The sequence below is a fragment of the Dickeya aquatica genome, from assembly GCF_900095885.1.
Classification (GTDB): domain Bacteria; phylum Pseudomonadota; class Gammaproteobacteria; order Enterobacterales; family Enterobacteriaceae; genus Dickeya; species Dickeya aquatica.
Genome location: NZ_LT615367.1, coordinates 478,733 through 499,259, shown reverse-complemented (window position 1 = coordinate 499,259; position 20,527 = coordinate 478,733). Strand labels below are relative to the sequence as shown.

At 52.0% G+C, this 20,527-nt stretch carries 22 protein-coding genes and 1 pseudogene; 15 read left to right on the top strand and 8 right to left on the bottom strand.

Annotated elements, in window-relative coordinates; genetic code table 11:
- Positions 1-68 precede the first annotated feature (68 nt).
- The gene (locus tag DAQ1742_RS02265; protein WP_180706217.1) at positions 69-554 is read right to left on the bottom strand and encodes a GNAT family N-acetyltransferase; all 486 of its coding nucleotides are present in this window, start codon (positions 552-554) and stop codon (positions 69-71) included.
- Between the two features lie 402 nt (positions 555-956).
- Between DAQ1742_RS02265 and DAQ1742_RS02260 the strand changes: the two genes are divergently transcribed.
- The gene (locus tag DAQ1742_RS02260; protein ID WP_035339535.1) at positions 957-1,466 is read left to right on the top strand and encodes a GNAT family N-acetyltransferase; all 510 of its coding nucleotides are present in this window, start codon (positions 957-959) and stop codon (positions 1,464-1,466) included.
- A 145-nt stretch (positions 1,467-1,611) separates the two neighbouring features.
- Here the strand turns inward: DAQ1742_RS02260 and rraB are convergent, their stop codons facing one another.
- Complete coding sequence (rraB, locus tag DAQ1742_RS02255) at positions 1,612-2,046, bottom strand: ribonuclease E inhibitor RraB (protein WP_035339534.1); 435 nt, start codon at positions 2,044-2,046, stop codon at positions 1,612-1,614.
- 162 nt (positions 2,047-2,208) lie between these two features.
- Here rraB and argF point away from each other — a divergent pair, with 162 nt between their 5' ends.
- Entirely contained in the window at positions 2,209-3,225 is a 1,017-nt protein-coding gene (gene argF, locus DAQ1742_RS02250) for an ornithine carbamoyltransferase (RefSeq protein ID WP_035339533.1), read from the top strand.
- Positions 3,226-3,305: 80 nt separating this feature from the next.
- Here the strand turns inward: argF and DAQ1742_RS02245 are convergent, their stop codons facing one another.
- The 3 genes from DAQ1742_RS02245 to DAQ1742_RS02235 all read right to left on the bottom strand — a co-directional run bounded on the left by DAQ1742_RS02245 (position 3,306) and on the right by DAQ1742_RS02235 (position 5,828).
- A complete protein-coding gene (locus DAQ1742_RS02245) occupies positions 3,306-4,742 on the bottom strand; it encodes a 6-phospho-beta-glucosidase (protein WP_035339532.1) in 1,437 nt (478 codons plus the stop codon).
- 218 nt (positions 4,743-4,960) lie between these two features.
- A complete protein-coding gene (locus tag DAQ1742_RS02240; RefSeq protein ID WP_035339531.1) occupies positions 4,961-5,428 on the bottom strand; it encodes a YhcH/YjgK/YiaL family protein in 468 nt (155 codons plus the stop codon).
- On the bottom strand, positions 5,415-5,828 hold the full coding sequence (locus DAQ1742_RS02235) for a hypothetical protein (RefSeq protein ID WP_145916148.1): 414 nt from the start codon (positions 5,826-5,828) through the stop codon (positions 5,415-5,417). Before DAQ1742_RS02235 ends, DAQ1742_RS02240 begins: the two co-directional genes overlap by 14 nt.
- Positions 5,829-5,920: 92 nt before the next feature.
- Here DAQ1742_RS02235 and pyrB point away from each other — a divergent pair.
- From pyrB to DAQ1742_RS02170, 13 genes and pseudogenes are all read left to right on the top strand, one after another.
- Positions 5,921-6,855 (top strand): annotated as a pseudogene (gene pyrB, locus DAQ1742_RS02230) (aspartate carbamoyltransferase).
- Positions 6,856-6,869: 14 nt separating this feature from the next.
- Positions 6,870-7,334 (top strand): aspartate carbamoyltransferase regulatory subunit, encoded by a 465-nt coding sequence (pyrI, locus tag DAQ1742_RS02225; protein WP_035339528.1) that lies wholly within the window; start codon positions 6,870-6,872, stop codon positions 7,332-7,334.
- A gap of 99 nt (positions 7,335-7,433) precedes the next feature.
- Positions 7,434-7,820: a 2-iminobutanoate/2-iminopropanoate deaminase gene (gene ridA / locus DAQ1742_RS02220; protein WP_035339527.1), complete on the top strand. Its 387-nt coding sequence runs from the start codon at positions 7,434-7,436 to the stop codon at positions 7,818-7,820.
- 631 nt (positions 7,821-8,451) lie between these two features.
- Entirely contained in the window at positions 8,452-8,877 is a 426-nt protein-coding gene (locus DAQ1742_RS02215; protein ID WP_067486542.1) for a GtrA domain-containing protein, read from the top strand.
- Between the two features lie 7 nt (positions 8,878-8,884).
- Positions 8,885-9,700, top strand: coding sequence for a glycosyltransferase family 2 protein (locus DAQ1742_RS02210; RefSeq protein ID WP_035339525.1), 816 nt, complete (start codon positions 8,885-8,887; stop codon positions 9,698-9,700).
- A 1-nt stretch (position 9,701) separates the two neighbouring features.
- On the top strand, positions 9,702-10,583 hold the full coding sequence (locus DAQ1742_RS02205; RefSeq protein WP_035339524.1) for a lysylphosphatidylglycerol synthase domain-containing protein: 882 nt from the start codon (positions 9,702-9,704) through the stop codon (positions 10,581-10,583).
- Complete coding sequence (locus DAQ1742_RS02200; protein WP_035339523.1) at positions 10,576-12,045, top strand: hypothetical protein; 1,470 nt, start codon at positions 10,576-10,578, stop codon at positions 12,043-12,045. The genes DAQ1742_RS02205 and DAQ1742_RS02200 overlap by 8 nt, the downstream gene beginning before the upstream one ends.
- The gene (locus tag DAQ1742_RS02195) at positions 12,038-12,427 is read left to right on the top strand and encodes an HAD family hydrolase (protein WP_035339522.1); all 390 of its coding nucleotides are present in this window, start codon (positions 12,038-12,040) and stop codon (positions 12,425-12,427) included. Before DAQ1742_RS02200 ends, DAQ1742_RS02195 begins: the two co-directional genes overlap by 8 nt.
- Before the next feature lie 4 nt (positions 12,428-12,431).
- Positions 12,432-13,181 (top strand): glycosyltransferase family 2 protein, encoded by a 750-nt coding sequence (locus DAQ1742_RS02190; RefSeq protein ID WP_035339521.1) that lies wholly within the window; start codon positions 12,432-12,434, stop codon positions 13,179-13,181.
- Between the two features lie 312 nt (positions 13,182-13,493).
- Entirely contained in the window at positions 13,494-14,933 is a 1,440-nt protein-coding gene (locus tag DAQ1742_RS02185) for a circularly permuted type 2 ATP-grasp protein (protein ID WP_035339520.1), read from the top strand.
- Positions 14,927-15,856 carry an alpha-E domain-containing protein gene (locus DAQ1742_RS02180; protein WP_035339519.1) on the top strand — a complete coding sequence of 310 codons (930 nt, stop codon included), beginning with the start codon at positions 14,927-14,929 and terminating at the stop codon, positions 15,854-15,856. Before DAQ1742_RS02185 ends, DAQ1742_RS02180 begins: the two co-directional genes overlap by 7 nt.
- Positions 15,853-16,671: a transglutaminase family protein gene (locus DAQ1742_RS02175; protein ID WP_035339518.1), complete on the top strand. Its 819-nt coding sequence runs from the start codon at positions 15,853-15,855 to the stop codon at positions 16,669-16,671. Before DAQ1742_RS02180 ends, DAQ1742_RS02175 begins: the two co-directional genes overlap by 4 nt.
- Positions 16,672-16,719: 48 nt before the next feature.
- The gene (locus DAQ1742_RS02170) at positions 16,720-17,451 is read left to right on the top strand and encodes a proteasome-type protease (protein WP_035339517.1); all 732 of its coding nucleotides are present in this window, start codon (positions 16,720-16,722) and stop codon (positions 17,449-17,451) included.
- A gap of 82 nt (positions 17,452-17,533) precedes the next feature.
- Here the strand turns inward: DAQ1742_RS02170 and DAQ1742_RS02165 are convergent, their stop codons facing one another.
- The 3 genes from DAQ1742_RS02165 to DAQ1742_RS02155 form a co-directional block, all read right to left on the bottom strand.
- A complete protein-coding gene (locus DAQ1742_RS02165) occupies positions 17,534-18,001 on the bottom strand; it encodes a hypothetical protein (protein ID WP_145916147.1) in 468 nt (155 codons plus the stop codon).
- A gap of 99 nt (positions 18,002-18,100) precedes the next feature.
- Positions 18,101-19,696 (bottom strand): ABC transporter ATP-binding protein, encoded by a 1,596-nt coding sequence (locus DAQ1742_RS02160; protein WP_035339516.1) that lies wholly within the window; start codon positions 19,694-19,696, stop codon positions 18,101-18,103.
- The gene (locus DAQ1742_RS02155) at positions 19,689-20,510 is read right to left on the bottom strand and encodes an ABC transporter permease (RefSeq protein WP_035339515.1); all 822 of its coding nucleotides are present in this window, start codon (positions 20,508-20,510) and stop codon (positions 19,689-19,691) included. Before DAQ1742_RS02155 ends, DAQ1742_RS02160 begins: the two co-directional genes overlap by 8 nt.
- Positions 20,511-20,527 lie beyond the last annotated feature (17 nt).

The following is a 20,527-nucleotide window of genomic DNA, read 5'->3' as shown; positions in this document are numbered from 1 at the left end:
ACAATACAATGGTCGCGAGAAAAAACCGCACACCACGGCCGCTGACGCCGTGGTGTTTTTTTATGCCATCAGCGCAGCGATAAGTGCAGGAATTGATTGAATTCGCTGGCGGTGTAATCGGCAAAGGCCTCGCCATTCACAAAACCATAGCGACGATAAAGCGCCAGCGCCGGTTCAAACGCCGCACCGGTGCCGGTTTCCAGGCTGACCCGTGTGACACCGCGCTGCCGGGAGTGTATCAGAATATGCTCCAGCAAACGCGCCGCCACGCCCTGGCGCAGATAGTCTGGATGGGTGCGCATGGATTTGAGCTCACCACCGCCATCCGCCAGCATTTTCAATGCGCCGATACCGGCAATTTTCTCACCCTGCCAGACACTCCATACGGTGATATCCGGCGTTTGTAACCCGCTGAGATCCAGCGCAAATACCTGTTCAGGTGGTGAATTGTCGTGCATCCCCGCAACATGCAAGGCCACCAGCGCCCTTGTCGCGGCACTCGTCAGGTCATCCATGCGGATAACCCACACGTCCTGTCGGGGTGTCGTGCTCATACTGTTCAGTTCCGTCGTTAAACGTTCAGGGGGAGGCTATCAGGTAGTGCGCCTGATGCGGCGATGCCGCGCCAGATAGGCGAGTGACCCGCCTTGCTCACGACGTAAGCTTGCCAGACCTTCGTCGATATCAGAAAGTTCAGGCTCCATTCTTAACCTCAAATCGCATTATTGAACAATAGAAAAAAGATAGCCTTTCTCCCTTTTGGGCTATTTCGGGCTGGCGTATCACCGGTTGTGAATTCACATTGCCTTTTGCACGCGATGCCGTTATGAATAACGGGGTTTTTGGCCCGTGCGAGTCCCGGTATAATCCGTCGCACCGTTTTTTTGCGTATCAGCCTGATGTCATCAACAGCACCCGGGCTGATACAACACTGCTGCCAGGCAAGAGTGAGTAACATGACAACGTCTGCGTCCCCGTCTTTGCTGATCCGCCCCATTACCACAGCGGATAATGCGGCCATTGCGAGTGTCATCCGCCGGGTTTCCGCTGAATTTGGTCTGACTGCCGATAAAGGCTACACCGTTTCTGACCCCGATTTAGATCGGCTGTTTGAACTCTATAGCCGCCCCAACAGCGCCTATTGGGTAGTGGAGTGTGACGGTGAGGTGGTCGGTGGCGGCGGGCTGGCACCGTTGGCAGGCGGCGAGCCGGATGTGTGTGAATTACAAAAAATGTATTTTCTTCCAGAGGCCAGAGGCCAGGGTATCGCCCGTCGGTTGGCCGGGCAGGCGCTGGCGTTTGGTCGCGCCTGTGGCTTTGCCCGCTGCTATCTGGAAACAACCGCACACCTGACGCGCGCCGTCCGTTTGTATGAAACGCTGGGTTTTGTCCACATTCCTCACGCCATGGGCCACACCGGCCACGTTGATTGTGAGGTCAGAATGCTGAAAAACCTGCTCCGTTAATACACAGCCTCTTCAGGCGTGGTACACCCGCTCGCGGCAAAACATCACGACGGATAAAAAAAATCGCCCGGAAAACCGGGCGATGCGTCTTAGCAGGGCGTGTTAAAGGCACGATAACGGTATCAGTCATCAGCCAGTTGAACGATTAATGACGTTTACCGTCGTCATCCTCGTCATAGAAGTCTTCATCTTCACCTTCACCGAACTCGTCATCATCTTCACCGTTCGGATCTTCGAAGTAGGTACCCCAGCCGTCGTAATTAACACCGTGGCGTTCCGCCAGCGTTAACAACTGTTCGACTTGCTCGTCGATAAGCTCGGCATTCAACGCCACTTCGCTAATCGCATCACAGCACATCAGCACCACACCGTCTTCCATTTCCATCTCTTCGGCATCGGTGACTTCATAGCCCAGTTTAAACGCCTCTACCGCGACTTTTTCCAGTTCTTCAAACTTCCCAGCCGAGAAATGGTGCTCAATGGTGTAAAGCGCATCGGGATCGCTGCCATCTTCCAGCAACTCCTCAATGATTAAGCGGGTTTCTTCACGTTGTTCTTCCAGCAGTTCACGGTTTGCCATGTCTCAGTCCTCGTTAAAGCGGCAAAGATATGTTTATTTTCACACAGGCCGCTCGCGCTCTCCACCATAAAGTTTGAACACGGCACTTGAATTTGAATATTTACACATATAAAGTGAATTTTAATTCAACCAATAGCGTTGAGCCATATGGAGATAACCCGCATGAACCCGTTTTATAAACGTCATTTTTTACGGTTGATGGACTTTACACCGGCTGAAATCAACCAACTGCTGACGCTCGCTGCCACACTCAAAACGCATAAGAAAAGCGGCACCGAGCACCGCCACCTGCAAGGTAAAAACATCGCACTCATCTTCGAAAAAGATTCGACCCGTACTCGTTGCTCTTTCGAAGTTGCTGCATACGATCAAGGGGCGCAAGTCACCTACCTCGGCCCCAGCGGCAGCCAGATTGGTCATAAAGAGTCCATGAAAGACACTGCCCGTGTGCTGGGCCGCTTGTATGACGGTATTCAATACCGTGGCTACGGTCAGGAACGGGTGGAAACGCTGGCGGCGTTCTCCGGTGTGCCGGTGTGGAACGGGCTGACCAATGAATTCCACCCGACCCAGTTACTGGCGGATTTACTGACCATGCAAGAACACCTGCCGGGTAAATCGTTGTCCGATATGAAACTGGCTTACGTCGGCGATACCCGCAATAACATGGGTAACAGCATGCTGGAAGCGGCGGCGATAACCGGGTTGGATCTGCGCCTGATTTCCCCGAAAGCCTGCTGGCCGGATGCCGGTCTGGTGGCAGAATGTCAGGCAGCGGCGGCAAAAATCGGCAGCACGATTACGCTCACGGAAGATCTTGCCACCGGCGTCAAAGACGTGGATTTCATCTATACCGATGTGTGGGTGTCGATGGGCGAAGCCAAAGAGGTGTGGCAACAACGTATTGACCTGCTGCGCCCCTATCAGGTGAATAGGGCGATGATTGCCGCCACCAGCAACCCACAGGTGAAATTCCTGCACTGCCTGCCCGCCTTTCACGATGACCAGACCACGCTTGGCAAGCAAATGGCCCAGCAATATGGTTTGCATGATGGCATGGAAGTCACCAATGAGGTGTTTGAATCCGCCCACAGCATCGTGTTTGATCAGGCAGAAAACCGCATGCACACCATCAAGGCGGTGATGGTCGCCACACTCAGCCCACACGTTGAGGCATAACCACTGCGCCGACAGTCAAAGACACGCGCTGATGAATTTTATTCTTTTTTCATCAGCGCGCGGAGATCCGCCGGATAGACTCAGAGCTGTTCACCGTTAGAGGCAATCACCCGCTGATACCAGTAGAAGGATTTTTTCGGGCGACGGGCCAGCGTGCCGCTGCCGTCATCGTGTTTATCGACATGGATGAAACCGTAGCGTTTTGCCATCTCGCCGGTGGTAAACGACACCAGATCGATACAGCCCCACGGAGTGTACCCCAGCAGTTCCACGCCATCTTCCCACACTGCCGCTTTCATCGCTTCAATGTGTGAACGCAGGTAATCGATACGGTAATCATCCTGACAGACGCCGTTTTCATCTGGCTCATCCAGCGCGCCAAGTCCGTTTTCCACGATAAACAACGGTACTTCATAGCGCTCATACAAACTGAGCAACGCATAGCGCAGGCCGGTTGGGTCGATTTGCCAGCCCCAGTCACTCGCGGTTAAATGCGGGTTGGCTATCGAATGCTCAGAGCTGCCATCCATGCTGGCATCAATACGGTTGTGTACATCGTGTTTAACCACATTGGACATGTAGTAGCTAAAGCCGATGTAGTCCGCCTTGCCTTCACGCAGGATCTGCTCATCCTGTGGCTCCATGACTATCTCGTAGCCTTTGAGCGCCCACTCCCGTTTGGCGTAGGCTGGGTAGTGGCCACGTACCTGAACGTCGGTGAAATAGAAGCGATCGTGCATTGAACGGGCGGCCAGCATGACATCATCAGGATGGCAGGAGTACGGGTAATAGGGCACGAACGCACACATGCAGCCAACCTGGATATCCGGGTTGATGTCATGGGCCTGTTTAACGATTAACGCGCTGGCAACGAACTGATGATGCACCGCCTGATACATCGCCTGTTCCGGTTGCGCCTTTTGCGGGAATTTCACCCCGGAGCACATCCAGCCAAAAATCTCTGCCGAGACATTTTTCTGGTTGTTAATCTCATTAAACGTCATCCAGTATTTCACTTTGTGGCGATAGCGGGTAATCACCGTGGTCGCAAAATGCACAAAGCACTCCAGCGTTTTGCGGCTCATCCAGCCGTCATACTGCTGCGCCAGATGCAGCGGCATTTCGAAATGGCTCAATGTCAGCACCGGTTCAATGCCGTGTTTGAGCAGTTCGTCTATCAGGTCATCGTAAAACTTCAGCCCCGCTTCGCACGGCTGCGCGTCATCGCCGTTGGGGAAAATACGCGTCCAGGCGATGCTGGTGCGAAAACACTTAAAGCCCATTTGCGCAAACAGCGCGATATCGTCTTTATAACGGTGGTAGAAATCGATGGCCTCGTGGTTCGGATAGGATTCGCCGGGAATAACCCCATCAGTGATGCGCCGCAATTTGCCATGCGCGCCGGCGGTCAGCACATCCACGACGCTCACGCCTTTGCCGCCTTCATTCCAGCCGCCTTCAAGCTGATGGGCGGCTACCGCACCACCCCATAAAAACCCTACGGGTAATTGACTCATCTTTTTTCCTCTCACAGAAACTGAAACCGGTTTCAGAATACAAGAACACGTCATAACTGCAACCGGTTTCATTAAAAAGACAGGATAAAATATCAGCAGTGCGGCACGAGCAACGACAGCACCCATCGCTATTTCAACACAAGGCGTATAACGAGGAGGCAGGGAGAAGGACACAGACTTCTCCCTGCTGAGGGCAGGCGCTTAACACGCCAAAACGATCAGATAACTAGCGCAGCATCAATCTTCACCACGGCTTTACGCACATGGGCAGGTTCTCCCACGGCGCACAGCGGTTTGTGCACTTCACCCGGGAAGAACACCACAAAATCACCGCTATTGAGTACGAACTGTTTTTCCTGCTCGCCTGCGGCCAGAAACGCGATGTCTTTATCCGCCAGCCAGTCTACATCCGGTTTACCGGCAGGCAGGCTGCTGAAGGTCATGCCTTCTGTGCCATCCAGCACAATCTGGATGTCCAGATATTTAGCGTGGTATTCGGCGCGGCGTTTTTCAAACGGCTCGGTGCTATCATTAGAAATCAGCACAAACACGTTATTGCCATCGATATCGTGCTTACCCAGCGGGGTATCGGCATTGATGTGCTGCTTCACATACTCAATGGCTTCACGCAGTTTGGCAGGCAGATACGGCACCAGCGCCAGTTGGTTGACATTACCGGTAATCATCATCGCTCCTTATTAAAATGAAATAAAAAATGAAACAACGTTTTGCTTCCTTATACTCTTGTCCACCACAGGCCGCCAGCCGGTGAAAGCAAAAAAGTGATCCGACTTGCGCGCCAGTGTCGTGAACCCAACTTTTGGCATTCTTCGCCTCATCCTTTCCGGTGAAAAATCCTTTGCCGGTCAGGCCTGAGGCGATATCTGACAAAGCGCTATCCGCAACCGATTGCCAGCCACTAAAACACGGCACGTTTCTGCTTGAATTCACGTTCTCGGCGCGTATAATTCCCGACAATTTGCCGGGAGGAAACATGTTCAACACAACCGTTTTTGTGGGTGCCAAACCGCAACTGCCTGCTGGCAGCATGACGGCGTTTTTTCTTCCGTTGCCTGACAGATTCACAAAAAAAGCCCCTCGTTGAGGGGCTTTTTTTTGCCTGTCGCCAGCCGTGATACCGTTTGTTTACCGGGCCTAACCGAGGGGAGCATAGCCACATGGTCAATCCGCTATATAAAAGACACATCATCTCAATCAACGATCTCAGCCGGGACGATCTGGAACTGACGCTCAAAGTGGCCGCCAGCCTGAAAGCCAACCCGCAGCCGGAATTGCTCAAACATAAAGTGATCGCCAGTTGTTTCTTTGAAGCGTCCACGCGCACCCGTCTGTCGTTTGAAACCGCTATTCACCGGCTAGGGGCATCGGTCGTTGGCTTTGCTGACAGCAGCAACACCTCGCTTGGCAAAAAAGGCGAAACGCTGGCTGATACCATTTCGGTTATCAGTAACTATGTCGATGCCATCGTAATGCGCCACCCGCAGGAAGGGGCAGCCAGGCTGGCAACCGAGTTTTCCGGCAGTGTGCCGGTGTTCAACGCGGGTGATGGCGCTAATCAGCACCCTTCGCAAACGCTGTTAGACCTGTTCACCATTCAGGAAACCCAGGGCCGCCTGAATAACATCAATATCGCCATGGTCGGTGACCTGAAATATGGCCGCACCGTGCACTCGCTGACGCAAGCGCTGGCCAAGTTCGAGGGCAACCGTTTCTTCTTCATCTCCCCGGATGCGCTGGCAATGCCGGATTACATCCTCAATATGCTGCAAGAGAAAAATATTCCCTATAGCCTGCACACCAGCATTGAGGAAGTGGCACCGCAACTCGATATTCTGTACATGACGCGTGTACAAAAAGAACGACTGGACCCGTCTGAATACATCAATATCAAATCGCAGTTTATTCTGCGTGCGGCTGATCTTGGCCATGCCCGCGACAACCTGAAAGTGCTGCACCCACTGCCGCGTATCGATGAAATCACCACGGACGTGGACAGCACCCCTATGCCTACTACTTTCAGCAGGCAGGCAACGGCATTTACGCGCGCCAGGCTCTGCTGGCGCTGGTTCTGAACCGCGAACTGGTTCTGTGAGAGGAACATGCAACATGACGCACGACACTAAATTACAGGTAGAAGCCATCAAATGCGGCACCGTCATCGACCATATTCCGGCGCAGGTTGGCTTTAAACTGCTCACCTTGTTCAAACTGACGGCTACCGACCAACGCATTACCATCGGCCTGAATCTGCCCTCTAACCATCAGGGGCGCAAAGACCTGATTAAAATTGAGAACGTGTTTCTGACTGATGAACAGGCCAACCAGCTGGCAATGTACGCACCGCAGGCCACGGTTAATCAGATAGATAACTACGAGGTGGTACGTAAACTACGGCCACAGTTGCCTTCACACATCGAAGGCGTACTGACCTGCCCGAACAGCAACTGCATCAGCCGTATTGAGCCGGTCAGTTCTTCGTTTAGCATCAAACAGCGCGGCGTTGAAGTACACCTGAAATGCAAATACTGCGAGAAAGAGTTTGAACGTCAGGCGGTACTCAACAGCCATTAAGCGTGCCTTGCCGTCAGGGTTCGGCTAACAACGTTGGCCTGACGGCGCACTTTTTGAAATAATGCAGCGCTCGCCATTTCAAAGACCAAGGAGATAACCATGTCACACATTATCAGTACGGAACACGCCCCTGCCGCCATCGGCCCTTACGTGCAGGGTGTTGATCTTGGCAGCCTGATCATTACCTCAGGCCAGATCCCGGTCGATCCGAAAACCGGTTTGGTGGCAGACGACGTCACCGCGCAGGCTCGCCAGTCACTGGAAAACGTGAAAGCCATCGTGCAAGCCGCTGGCCTGAAAGTGAGCAATATCGTTAAAACCACGGTGTTCGTAAAAGACTTAAACGACTTCGCCACCGTCAACGCAGCCTATGAAGCCTTTTTCACCGAGCACAACGCGCCTTTCCCGGCCCGCTCCTGCGTGGAAGTCGCTCGCCTGCCAAAAGATGTGAAAATCGAAATCGAAGCGATTGCCGTGCGCGGTTAAGCCCCCTTTTGCATCGCCCTCTTACCCACCATCATCATTGGCAAAATAATCGCTGATGGTGGGTATTTACTCCTGATATTAATTACACATTCCGGGCTGAAAAACAGTCTTCTAGTCATTTTATTAATAACCACTGCAATTCAAAAAATAAATTATTTACCAGAGGCACCACTTTCCTTATATCCGGCAATCACTAAAATGATAAGAATGCATGTAATAATTCCTCACCTTTTTAATGTAAAAAATAAAATTGATTAACAACTCCCGATGACAGACTTAGATTTATTAATTTTTCACTCGAATATCAATATAAATGACTATCTTTTATTCAATGTTATTGAATGAAAATCAAGGCCATAATATCAAGCGGCTTTCATGACAATAATGACACCGCAGCATGTTATAACCAGTTGATATTAAATTGATTTATAAATTAACCGGCACATAGTTATTCGGTTTAATATTGGTTAATGGATAAATTTGATTCGTCTTGCAAGGTGTAGTAAAATATTAGCTATGTGGTTATTTTTATTGAGTTTTCGATTCCTGACAAATTACCATTAAGTGAAAAATGAAACAGTAGCAAATATAAAGATAAAATGGCCACTATGTTATGAAAAATGATATATTAATGAGTAAAATAAAAAAATTCCTTGTCTTTTCAGCGATATCTGGAGTTGGCTGGTTGCTGGATTTTTCTACTTTTAGCATGCTCGTTCTGTTTGGGGGCATTCAAAGCCATATCGCAAACTTTATCTCATCTTATGTTGGCGTAACCTTTGTATGGTTTGTATCGCTGGGTAAAGTTTTTCACTCCACAGATAAATCCGTTTCTTCCAAGATTATTATCTACTGGGTTTTCCAGTTCTTATCCATTCTTTTTTATTCAAAAATCATTCATGAGATAAGTGTACTTCTCACACAGGTTCAGTATGTTTCATATTATGGTAAATCACTAGAGATAATAGCCAAAATCATCGCTACTCCACTGAACCTGATTACTAATTTTATTTTTATGCAACAACTGGTCAAGTTGTTCAAATCAAAGTCAAAATAGAGAATCCATGATGAAAGCACTGGTATTCATTCCAGCCTACCGTTGTGAAACCCAAGTAAAACGTGTGATCAATCAATTTACGCCAGACGTTCAAAAATGGATTGATACCGTGATGGTGGTGGATAACCGCTCACCGGATCAGACGCTTGAAGCCGCAATCGAGGCGGGAAAAGAGGTTCTGACCGAATGTAACTTTATTGCATGGCGCAATGATGACAACTACGGCCTTGGTGGTTCTCATAAAGCCGCCTTCCGCTACGCCATTGAACACAATTTTGATTATCTGATCGTCCTGCATGGTGATGATCAAGCGGATATTCGTGATCTGCTCCCTTTTCTGGAACAAGGGGCTCACAATAATGTCAGTTGTTTCCTTGGAGCCAGATTTATGCCAGGGAGTCGGCTACAGGGTTATTCCCGATTCAGAACATTTGGGAATTATATTTATAACCTGCTGTTTTCTCTGGTGGCCTGTAAATCCATTTATGATCTCGGCTCTGGTTTAAATATGTATCGTCTCGCTGATTTCAGAGACTTCTACTACAAAAAATTCCCTGATGATTTAACCTTCAATTACGTTATGCTGCTTGGTAGCTATTATCAAAAACAGAAAGTGAAGTTTTTCCCTATTAGCTGGCGAGAAGAAGATCAGGTATCAAACGTTAAACTTTTCCATCAAGCCGTGAAAGTATTACGCCTTCTCAGTGGGTATCTTTTCCATCGTGGTAAGTTTCTGTCTACAGAGATGAGAAATACATCCTTTGAGCAGTACTCCGGGAAAATAATTTACTCGGGCAAAAAAGGAAATACAGAGGCTAAATGATATGCAAAAACTGTATTGCTACATTGGATTACTATTCTTATCCATAGCACTGTGGATATGGCATAGTACCGATAACCTGATCATCACATTTAGTGATAGTCATATTTGGGGGTTATTAGGTATTAGCCTGCTTTACCTGTGCTCTCATCTGTTTCGTATGATGCGTTTATTTTTGCTCACACTGGATGAACGAGATAAGGCGTTTCCGATGTTGAGTGCTCATGTCTTAACCGCATTCCCCAGTATTTTCTTGCCGTTCAAGATAGGCGAGATAATTCGCCTTTATGCATTTTATCTGGTTTATGATCGACGCCAGAAAGCATTTGCTGTATGGATCGCTGAGCGGTTTGGCGATATTGCCGTTATAACCATCTTCATCCTGGGTTTATATTTCCTTAACGTCCCCGTTCCCAAGGAAATGCGCAATGTTTGTCTGTTTTTCGTTTCAGCCAGTAGCCTTGGTTTAATGGCGTTATTTGCTATTTCCAGAGTATCTATTTACTTAAATCGGCATCTGGTATTAAACAGTCATACCCAAAGAGGATTGTTAATCCTTAAGATAAGTTACAGATTGCGCCAATTCGAACTCGATGTTTATAAGTCACTGGAAGGGCGTCGTAGCGGTTTTTTATTGCTTTCAGTGCTGATCTGGACCGTCGAAGTCCTTGCGCTCTCCTTGTTTACCAATATTTATGTTATCGGTCAGCCTGACTGGGCAACACTGTTCTCCAGCGGCCTGTTAGCCAGTCTTCAAGGCAACGCCTCTATCGCGCCCAATTTTGGCTTATATCAATCAATAGCAATTATTTTCCTGACATATATCTTTATCGGCCTGGTGCCTCTTATTGCTCGCATGAAGACATTGAAGGTTAAACATGACTAATCCACAAGAAAAAATATTTATTATATTCGATGATCGTGAGCTGGTGAGCGGCGAGGTAAAAAGCATTGTCGGTCGCCGTCACTATGGCGAAATTACCTTCAAACGCCGCCAGTTGTTCTCACATTTGAAAGATGCACTGCCAGAGTGGGCGCAAAAAAGATTACTGTTCTTAAGAAACAGTGAGGATTTACCCGCCATTAAGGCAAAAATTATTGCGAAAGCGGATAACGCCTCCGTTTGCATTATTGCTGGCAGAGCTGGCTTTATTGATTTATCACGCTTAGTTCAGCTTATTGAACGCCTTCCTTACGCTGAAGAGAATTTCACTGACAGGCTGTATAAACCCCTGCTGGTATTCATGAAGAACACCCACGAATTGATTAATCGTTGGGGCGATTTTTGTGACTCGCCGTTACATTTGTGGGATCAAGTCTGGCAGGATACTCAGCGGGTACAATCTGTAGAGCCATTAGATCTCTCTAAAATCCGTGACTTTTTAAGTTTTACCAGTGGTTCCACAGCGACACGACATTTTAATGAAATCAAAGGTGACGCTTACTACTACACAAAATGCTCGGCTGATAAGAAAAAAATGCTGGCTGAATATTCGTTTTATAATCTCGTTCCAGAAGCCATGCGCCCCTGGCTAATTCAAACCTTTGGTTATGAAGAAACCACGGATCAAGCCTCTTATAAAATGATGCGTTATTACCTTGCCGACGCCGCATTACAGTGGGTTCATGGTGCATTTGATTTCGACACATTCGTGCCTTTTGCCGAACGTCTGCTGTTTTTCATCGCAGAACGACCGCAAAAAACCTGTTCTATTGAGCAATCGGCAAAAGATGCGCACAATTTGTTTGTCAAAAAATTGAATGAGCGAATTGATGCATTACTGGACATGAAAGAAGGCCAGAGGATCAATAATCTGATGGTCAGTGCCAATGAAGAACTGGATATCCGTTTCCTTCGTGATAGGTATCTGAAACTGTATCAACGTCATGAAAAAGCTTTCGCGTTTAACTATCAGGTTGTTGGACATGGCGATCCCTGCTTCTCGAATGTCCTTTATGACCAACAGCGTTATTTAATGAAATTGATTGACCCTAAAGGTGCCATTACTGAAGAAGGTTTGTGGACTCACCCGTTGTATGACCTGAGTAAGGTTTCCCACAGCGTCATGGGCGACTATGACTTCATTAATAATGGGCTTTACAACGTTGGGTTCACTGATGATAACCGTATGCAGCTCAACATTAAGCATACTAATCATGAAAAACTGAAGTCAGAATTCATCCGACAGGTTATCTCGATGGGGCATGACCCAAAAATTATGCGATTAGGCGAAGCCTCACTGTTTCTGTCTATGCTCCCGCTGCACATTGACTACCCGAATAAGGTCGTTGCGTTTATCCTGACGGCTAAGCACATTCTCGATGAGATTGAAGGAAACTATGTCTAAGCATATTGATGGTACGCTCGTTGTCGATATCGATGGAACGCTCTGTGATATCAAGAAAAAAGATCAGAGCTATTCTGAACTGGTTCCTTATCAGCCGATGCTGGATAAGTTACGCGAATACCAGAGCAAGGGGTATACCATCCTGCTTTATACCGCGCGTAACATGAAGACCCATGAAGGAAATCTGGGCCTTATCAACCGCCACACAGCCCCTGTGTTGCTGGAATGGCTGGAAAAGTGGAATGTGCCTTACGATGAGATCCTGTTTGGTAAACCCTGGCCAAGAAAGCACGGTTTTTATATCGACGATCGCGCTGTCAGGCCAAATGAATTTTTAACCATGAGTGAAGATGAAATTCACACATTGTTGGGTCAAGAGTAAAGATATGAAGAAGACGAACATCGTAATCACCATGGCAGGCCGTGGATCACGTTTCTATGATGCAGGTTATACCGTTCCCAAATATGAAATCGTCGCTCACGGCCGCAGTTTGTTTGACTGGTCTATGCTCTCTTTGTCGAATTTCATCACTGAGAATGCCCGGTTTATCTTCGTGTGTTTGGCGGAAAATCACTCTGGCGACTATGTGCGGGCACAATGCGCCGCACTGGGTATTGAAGATGTGCATGTGCTCGAACTGGACGCGCTGACCGACGGGCAGGCAACCAGCGCCTATCTGTCAAAACATCTTTGGCACCAGGATGCACCGCTACTGGTGTACAACATCGATACCTTCGTTGAACCCGTGGCTCTGAATCCACTGGATATTCAACCGGGTGCAGATGGCTGGGTGCCGTGCTTCCAGGTTCCAGGCGATCACTGGAGTTTCGTGAAAGTCGGACACGATGGCTGGGCTACGCAGGTCGCTGAGAAAACAAGAATTTCAGACTACGCCTCAATCGGCCTTTATTGGTTTGCCAATGCAACGGAATATGTTGCCGCGTACGATACCTTCTTTGCAGACCCGGCGAATCTGGTTAAAGGTGAGCGTTATATCGCCCCGCTCTATCAGCAGTTGATCGCCGAAGGTAAAAAAATAGCCATCGCCGACTTACCGATTGAACGAGTGCATGTTTTGGGCACTCCGGCAGAGCTTGATATTTTTCTGGCCAAGAAAGACATTGCCAGTGCATAACAGCCACTGGAATTGATGACAATCGGTGACAGAGAATAACGCTGCACATGCCAGCTACCGACAGGTTTAATCTGGATTGATTAAACCTGTTTTCTTTATAAACACAATCACCTTACCGGGTCGCCGCCTCCCCCACTGATTTGCGCGATATCGTCCTTATCGTCGTGGATATGCCCCCCTCTTAAGGCACAGCTTGCACTAATTTGATGCAAGCGGTCGCGAAAATCAGCGATAAGTACCTCATTTACCACGTTGGCATAATTTCTGCATCACTCCATACATCTTCTATCAAGCGGAATGCAGGGGATGACAATGATAAAAATGACGCTTCCGGGTGCGTCTTACTATGATGAGATGCTCACCGCAGCGGGCCAGCAACGCCAGCACTATGATGCCTACTGGCAATGGTTGCAGCAGACTGACCAGCACGCTATCCGCCAGAAGAAAGAGCAGGCGGAATTACTGTTTCACCGGGTGGGGATTACCTTTAATGTCTATGGCGAAGAGGGCGGCACCGAGCGCCTGATCCCATTTGACAGCGTGCCGCGGATTATTCCGGCCCATGAATGGAAAATGCTCGACCTCGGCATTCGCCAGCGGGTCAAAGCCCTGAACGCCTTTCTCTACGACATCTACCACCAGCAGCACATACTGAATGCCGGTATCGTGCCCCGTGAACAGGTACTGGCGAACGAGCAGTACCAGCCCTGTATGCAGGGTGTTGATCTGCATAATAATATTTATGCACACATTACCGGTATTGACATGGTACGTAACAGCGACGGGCGCTATTACGTGCTGGAAGACAATTTGCGCACCCCTTCCGGCGTCTCTTATATGCTGGAAAACCGCAAAATGATGATGCGCCTCTACCCCGACCTTTTCGCCAGCCAGCACATCGCACCGGTTGAGCGCTACCCAAGCTACCTGTTGCAGACGCTGCGCGAAAGCACCCACGTTGATGACCCGACGGTGGTGGTAATGACGCCCGGCCGTTTTAACAGCGCCTACTTTGAGCACAGTTTTCTCGCCCAGCAGATGGGGGTTGAGCTGGTGGAAAGCGCCGATCTGTTCGTCAAAGAAGGCGGGTTATACATGCGCACCACCGAAGGCCCGTGCCGGGTGGATGTCATCTACCGCCGTATTGATGATGCCTTCCTCGATCCGCTGGCCTTCCGCGCTGATTCGATGCTCGGCGTGCCGGGCCTGCTGTCCGTCTATCGGGCTGGCGGCGTGGTGCTGGCCAACGCCATTGGCACCGGCGTGGCCGATGATAAATCCATTTACCCGTATGTACCGGAGATGATCCGCTTTTATCTCTCCGAGGAGCCGATTCTCGGCAATATTCCGACCTGGCAATGCCGCAAGCCTGACGATCTCAGCTATGTGCTGGCGCATCTCGACAGCATGGTGGTCAAAGAGGTGCACGGTGCCGGTGGCTACGGCATGCTGGTCGGCCCGAAATCCACCCGCCAGCAGATTGAGGAATTCCGCCGACGTTTGCTGGCAAACCCTGGCAACTACATCGCGCAAGACACCCTGGCGCTCTCCACCTGCCCGACGTTCGTCGAAGAGGGGCTGGCCCCGCGCCATATCGACCTGCGCCCGTTTGCGCTGTATGGCGAGGAGATCCGGCTGGTGCCGGGCGGCCTGACCCGCGTGGCCCTAACTGAAGGCTCACTGGTGGTGAACTCCTCGCAAGGGGGCGGCACCAAAGACACCTGGGTGATGGAGGAGGACGAATCATGTTAAGCCGTACCGCCAGTGAACTGTACTGGATGGCCCGCTATCTCGAGCGCGCCGAGAGCTTTGCCCGGGTGCTGGATGTCACCTACAAACTGTCGATGATGCCGCGCCACAATCAACAACAAAACGATCTGGCGCTGCCGCTCAACCTGACGTTTACCCACGAGCTGTTTCAGCAGCGCTATGCCCGTTTTACCATGAACAACCTGCTGAATTTCTTTGCGCTCGACAGCCACAACCCCAGCAGTATTTACAGTTGCATCGAAACGGCGTGGAACAACGCCCATGCGGTGCGCGGCAGCCTGTCATCAGAAGTGTGGGAGTGCATCAACACCACCCGCATCGATATCCGTAACCTGCGCCAGTCGGGGGTGGATAAAATCGGTATCGACGCTTTTTTTGACTGGGTAAAAGAGCGTGCCCACCTGTTTCGCGGTGCCATGTTCGGCACGTTGCTGCGTAACGATGCCCAATGTTTTATCCGCATCGGCACGCTGATTGAGCGCGCCTATGCCACCGCACAGCTACTCTCGGTCAAGGACCAGCAGCTCAACAATGATCCTGATCCGGTGCGCGAGTATTACCGGCTGGATACCCTGCTGCGCGCCGTCAGTGCCCGTGAGGCCTACCACAGTATTTATCGCCAGCCGATTGACCGGGAAACCGTCACTGAGCTGTTGGTATTACGTAACGACGTGCCGCGATCGCTGCACGCCTGCGTCGGGGATTTGGTGCAGCAACTGGAGATGATCGCCAACGAACGGGCGCGGGTACCGCAGCGACTGGCCCACTTGCTGCACGTTGAGCTGCGCTTTGGCTCGCTCGATGAGGTAATGGCTGATGATCTGCAACCCTATCTCAACCGCTTTATGATGAAAATCAACGAACTGGCTGACAGCATTCGTCATACCTATCTGGAGGCGCTATGAAACTGACCATCAATCACCTGACTCACTACCGCTATGATGAAGAAGTGAAATTCAGCACCCAGTACCTGCGACTGACGCCACAGAGCTCGGCGCGCCAGCATATCAGCGAATGGAAACTGACGCTGCCAACCGCAGCGGTCACTACCACCGATGCCTATGGCAACCTGATGCACGTTCTGACGCTGGATAACCCGCATCACGACATTATGATCCACGCGCAGGGCGTGGTGGAAATCGCCGATAATGCCGACGAGCTGGCAGACGATGACGATGGCCTGTCACCGCTGGTGTTTTTACGCAGCACCGCGCTGACCGAAGCCGATGAGGCTATCCGCGACTTTGCCCGGCGTTATTATCAGCAAGATGATCCGCTCGGCAGTCTGGACACGCTGATGGCAGAATTACAGCTGAAAATGCCGTATACTCCCGGCGCAACACTGGTGCAGGACACCGCCTGCGTGGCTTTCGCCAAGGGCAAAGGCGTCTGTCAGGATCACACCCATGTGTTTCTGGCCTGTTGCCGCAGCCTGCGCATTCCGGCTCGCTACGTCAGTGGTTACGTCTACAGCCAGGATACCACCCATGTGGCGATGCACGCCTGGGCCGAGGTGTGGATCAACGAGCGCTGGCACAGTTTTGACATCACCAATAATACCCGCAGGCTCAACCAACATTTGCGCCTGGCGATAGGGATGGATTATCTGGATGCCTGCCCGGTGCGCGGCAGCCGCCTTGGCGGCGGGTGTGAAGAGATGTTCTCGCAAGCCGCAGTGAGCCTGTTCGAACGCCAGCAACAGGTACAACAGCAGCAATAACGGGAACGGTGAACCCTATTTTCGTTTAGTCGGTAGAAAAGGTACTGTATGACCTACTGTGTGGCCATGCGTCTGTCTGACGGGCTGGTTTTCGCTTCTGACTCCCGCACCAATGCGGGGGTTGACCACATTGCAACCTTCAGAAAGCTTCATGTCTTCCATCAGGAAGGCGAGCGGGTTCTGGTTATCCAGTCAGCGGGTAATCTGGCGACCACGCAGAGCATCATCAGCCTGCTTAAGGCGCGCATTCACGCCCAGCACACGCCGAACCTGATGCAAACCAGTACCTTGTATGAAGCCGCCACGCTGTTGGGGGAAACCGTGCGCGAGGTTATCCACCGCGACAGCCTGGCGCAACAGAGCGGCAGCAGCACCAATTTTGGCTGCAACCTGCTGCTCGGTGGCCAGATTGGCGATGAAGCGCCGCGGCTGTTCCATATCTACCCGGAAGGGAATTTTATCGAGGCCACCAACGACACCCCCTACTTCCAGATTGGCGAAAGCAAGTACGGCAAACCGATTATCGACCGGGTGCTGACGGCGGACACGCCGCTGGAGCAGGCGATGTGCTGTGCGCTGATTTCGATTGACTCCACGCTGCGCAGTAACCTGTCCGTCGGCCTGCCGCTGGATGTGATGATTTATCGCACCGGCAGCTTTGATGCCAGCGAGCAACGCCGCATCACGGAAAATGACCCCTACTTTGTCACCATTCGCAAAGCCTGGTCAGAAGGGTTGCTCAATACCTTCCGCCAGTTACCGCCATTTCCGGGGCAGTAAACCCAAAACGCACAGCCGGGCCGCGTCTTGATATGCCCGGCGTTGCGCGATGATTAGCCAAGACGGTTATTGGCCAAGACGATTATTGACTGAGACGATCGCTCTTCACCCAGCCTTCGAACATACCACCGGCTTTGTTGTAATAGGTGATGGAATAAAAGCCCTTCCATTCACGATAGGCAGTGACACGATCGCCCGGCACAATAAACACCCGTTTGTTCAGGCACTCGTCGTTCGGCCCGAAATAAAAATAGAGCCGGTCTTTACCTGAGACGGTATACGCCGACGTATTACCGGTAATCACTTTGCCGTTGTCTGCCGCATACAGGTTTAACCCTTCACACTGGGTCGATGCCATCGGCACCGTGGCATTTTTGCTATTCGCGCTGGTATTGGCGCTGGCATTCGCACCTGGAGCGGCAGTGGCGTTGTTGCCGGTATTCGCCGCCAGCGTGGTTGCAGGCACACACCATGCCGCCGCCAGCAACATTATCAGGTTGAGAACACGGTTAAATCCCCGCACACCGTTCTCTCGCTTTACGTCCTTCACGCGCATACGTTCCTCATCAATACTTCAGTTAAGGTGATTAAACGCCCGCTATCTTATCAGTAACCTTTTGTTTTTGCTGTATGGGCTTTGTTTAACCGGTTAGCTCCACTGCGCCATCACCTCTTGCAGCCAGCCGCAGCGCATTTCCGGCACCGCCAGCAGTAACTGCCGGGTGTAATCATCGAGCGGCGCAGACAACGCCTGCGTGACCGGCCCCTGACGGACTATGCGGCCCTGACGCAACACCGCCACGCTATCGGCCACTTCGCGCACCACATGCAAATCATGAGTAATAAACAAGTACGCGACACCGGTTTCCTGCTGAATTTGGCGCAACAGCGCCAGCACCTCGCGGGCCACCAGCGGGTCAAGCGCGGAGGTCGGCTCGTCGCAGACGATCACCTGCGGCTGCGCCGCCAGCGCACGGGCAATACACACGCGCTGTTTTTGCCCGCCGGAGAGCGCCGTCGGGTAGCGCCCGGCAAGCTCTGGCGATAAACCAACCTGATGCAGCAAATCATGCAGCCGCGTGCGCCGCTCGGCACGCCCCAGCGAGGTCAGGCACACCATCGCGCGTTCAATCTGCACCCCAACGGGCAGACGCGGATTGAGCGCGGTATCCGGGTGTTGATGAATCATCTGGATGGACTGCAACTGGGCACGACTGCGCTGGGCCAGCCGGGTTGGCAGCGGCTCACCGTTAAGGTGAATTTCACCACCGGCCGGGGCCAATAACCCGCACAGGGTGCGCCCCAGCGTCGATTTACCCGAACCGGATTCACCAATCACCGCCAGCGTCTGCCCACGGGCCAGTCGCAGCGAGACATCCTGCAACACCGGCTGCTGCTGGTAGTGTGCGCCCAGATGGCGGATGTTAAGCACCCAGTCATCGGTAGCCGGTTGCGGGGTTTTCGGCTCGCCGCGCGCCTGTAACAAATCACGGGTGTAGGCTTGCACCGGGTTCGCCAGCACATCGGCCGTCGCGCCGGTTTCCACCTGTCTGCCGTGGCGCAACACCATAATACGATCGCTAATTTGCGCCACCACCGCCAGATCGTGGCTGATATACAGCGCCGCCACCCCGCTGAGCCGGATAATCTCGCTGATGGCATTAAGCACGCCAAGCTGGGTGGTCACATCCAGCGCCGTGGTGGGTTCATCAAAAATGATCACATCCGGTTTGACGCACATCGCCATCGCTATCATCGCGCGCTGCAACTGCCCGCCGGACACCTGATGGGGGTAGCGCTGAAAAAACGTCTGCGGATCGGGCAGCGAGAGCTGGCTAAACAGCTCGATAGCGCGGCTGATAGCCTGCTGGCGCGACAACACCCGATGACGCACCGCGCTTTCAATCACCTGCTCGCCAATGCGCTGCGCCGGATTAAACGAGGCGCTGGCAGACTGCGCCACATAAGCAATCCGCCGCCCGCGCACCTCGCGGAGCTGTTTTTCCGGTAACGCGGCTAAATCCTGCGGCGCATCGCCACCGCCAAACCAGATATGGCCGTCGGCAATGCGCATCCCGTGACGGCAATGGCCTAAAATCGCCTGACCAATGGTGGACTTGCCCGCGCCCGACTCACCAATCAGCCCCAGCACTTCGCCCTGATGCAGGCTAAAACTTATCTCTTCAACCAGCGTGCTATCACCGGCGACGACACGCAGCTTCTCCAGCCGCAATAACTCATCCATGGCGGCCTCCGCGCCAGTTGCGACCGTCTTTATCAAGCAACCAGTCCGCCACCACATTGAGCGACACCGCCAGCAGCGCGATTGCCGCTCCCGGCACCAGCGCCGCCCACACGCCAAACAGAATGCCGTCTTTGTTATCACGCGCCAGCCCGCCCCAGTCCGCCGTTGGCGGCTGGATGCCAAGACCCAGAAACGAGAGTGCCGAGAGAAACAGTAAAATGAAAATAAAGCGCAGCGCGAACTCCGCCACCAGCGTGTTACGCGCATTCGGTAAAATTTCACGCCACAAGATCCAGCGCATCGACTCACCGCGCAGCCGGGCCGCTTCAATAAATTCCTGCGTGGCAATCTCCACCGCCAGCGAACGCGACACCCGCAACACGCGGGTCGCCTCCAGCACGCCCAGCACCAGAATGATGATAAAGGTGCTTTTCGGCAGCATCGCCAGCACCACCAGCGCCAGAATCAGGGTTGGGATCGCCATCAGCACATCGTTAATGCGGGAAATCAGTTGATCGACTGCACCGCCGCACACCCCGGCCAGAAAACCAAGCCCGGTGCCGATAACAAACGCCAGCAGCGCCGCCAGCGCCGTGACCGCCAGCGAGGTACGGGTGCCCCAAATCAGGCGCGAGAACAGGTCGCGCCCCAGATTATCCGTGCCGAGTAAGGCATGTGGCATCGGCCCAAGCCAGGCACCGCCCACGACGCGATCGGCCGGATACGGCGCAAGCCAGGGGGCAAACAGCGCCACGCCAATAAACACACTCAGCCCCAACAGGCCGAGCACCACGGAAGGTTTCACAGCAGGCATCTACAGATATCCATTCG

Bases quoted from the DNA above. Each gene is read 5' to 3' on its own strand.
- DAQ1742_RS02265 (WP_180706217.1), bottom strand. From the start codon at position 554: ATGAGCACGACACCCCGACAGGACGTGTGGGTTATCCGCATGGATGAC.
- DAQ1742_RS02260 (WP_035339535.1), top strand. From the start codon at position 957: ATGACAACGTCTGCGTCCCCGTCTTTGCTGATCCGCCCCATTACCACA.
- rraB (WP_035339534.1), bottom strand. From the start codon at position 2,046: ATGGCAAACCGTGAACTGCTGGAAGAACAACGTGAAGAAACCCGCTTA.
- argF (WP_035339533.1), top strand. From the start codon at position 2,209: ATGAACCCGTTTTATAAACGTCATTTTTTACGGTTGATGGACTTTACA.
- DAQ1742_RS02245 (WP_035339532.1), bottom strand. From the start codon at position 4,742: ATGAGTCAATTACCCGTAGGGTTTTTATGGGGTGGTGCGGTAGCCGCC.
- DAQ1742_RS02240 (WP_035339531.1), bottom strand. From the start codon at position 5,428: ATGATTACCGGTAATGTCAACCAACTGGCGCTGGTGCCGTATCTGCCT.
- pyrI (WP_035339528.1), top strand. From the start codon at position 6,870: ATGACGCACGACACTAAATTACAGGTAGAAGCCATCAAATGCGGCACC.
- ridA (WP_035339527.1), top strand. From the start codon at position 7,434: ATGTCACACATTATCAGTACGGAACACGCCCCTGCCGCCATCGGCCCT.
- DAQ1742_RS02215 (WP_067486542.1), top strand. From the start codon at position 8,452: ATGAGTAAAATAAAAAAATTCCTTGTCTTTTCAGCGATATCTGGAGTT.
- DAQ1742_RS02210 (WP_035339525.1), top strand. From the start codon at position 8,885: ATGATGAAAGCACTGGTATTCATTCCAGCCTACCGTTGTGAAACCCAA.
- DAQ1742_RS02205 (WP_035339524.1), top strand. From the start codon at position 9,702: ATGCAAAAACTGTATTGCTACATTGGATTACTATTCTTATCCATAGCA.
- DAQ1742_RS02200 (WP_035339523.1), top strand. From the start codon at position 10,576: ATGACTAATCCACAAGAAAAAATATTTATTATATTCGATGATCGTGAG.
- DAQ1742_RS02195 (WP_035339522.1), top strand. From the start codon at position 12,038: ATGTCTAAGCATATTGATGGTACGCTCGTTGTCGATATCGATGGAACG.
- DAQ1742_RS02190 (WP_035339521.1), top strand. From the start codon at position 12,432: ATGAAGAAGACGAACATCGTAATCACCATGGCAGGCCGTGGATCACGT.
- DAQ1742_RS02185 (WP_035339520.1), top strand. From the start codon at position 13,494: ATGATAAAAATGACGCTTCCGGGTGCGTCTTACTATGATGAGATGCTC.
- DAQ1742_RS02180 (WP_035339519.1), top strand. From the start codon at position 14,927: ATGTTAAGCCGTACCGCCAGTGAACTGTACTGGATGGCCCGCTATCTC.
- DAQ1742_RS02175 (WP_035339518.1), top strand. From the start codon at position 15,853: ATGAAACTGACCATCAATCACCTGACTCACTACCGCTATGATGAAGAA.
- DAQ1742_RS02170 (WP_035339517.1), top strand. From the start codon at position 16,720: ATGACCTACTGTGTGGCCATGCGTCTGTCTGACGGGCTGGTTTTCGCT.
- DAQ1742_RS02160 (WP_035339516.1), bottom strand. From the start codon at position 19,696: ATGGATGAGTTATTGCGGCTGGAGAAGCTGCGTGTCGTCGCCGGTGAT.
- DAQ1742_RS02155 (WP_035339515.1), bottom strand. From the start codon at position 20,510: ATGCCTGCTGTGAAACCTTCCGTGGTGCTCGGCCTGTTGGGGCTGAGT.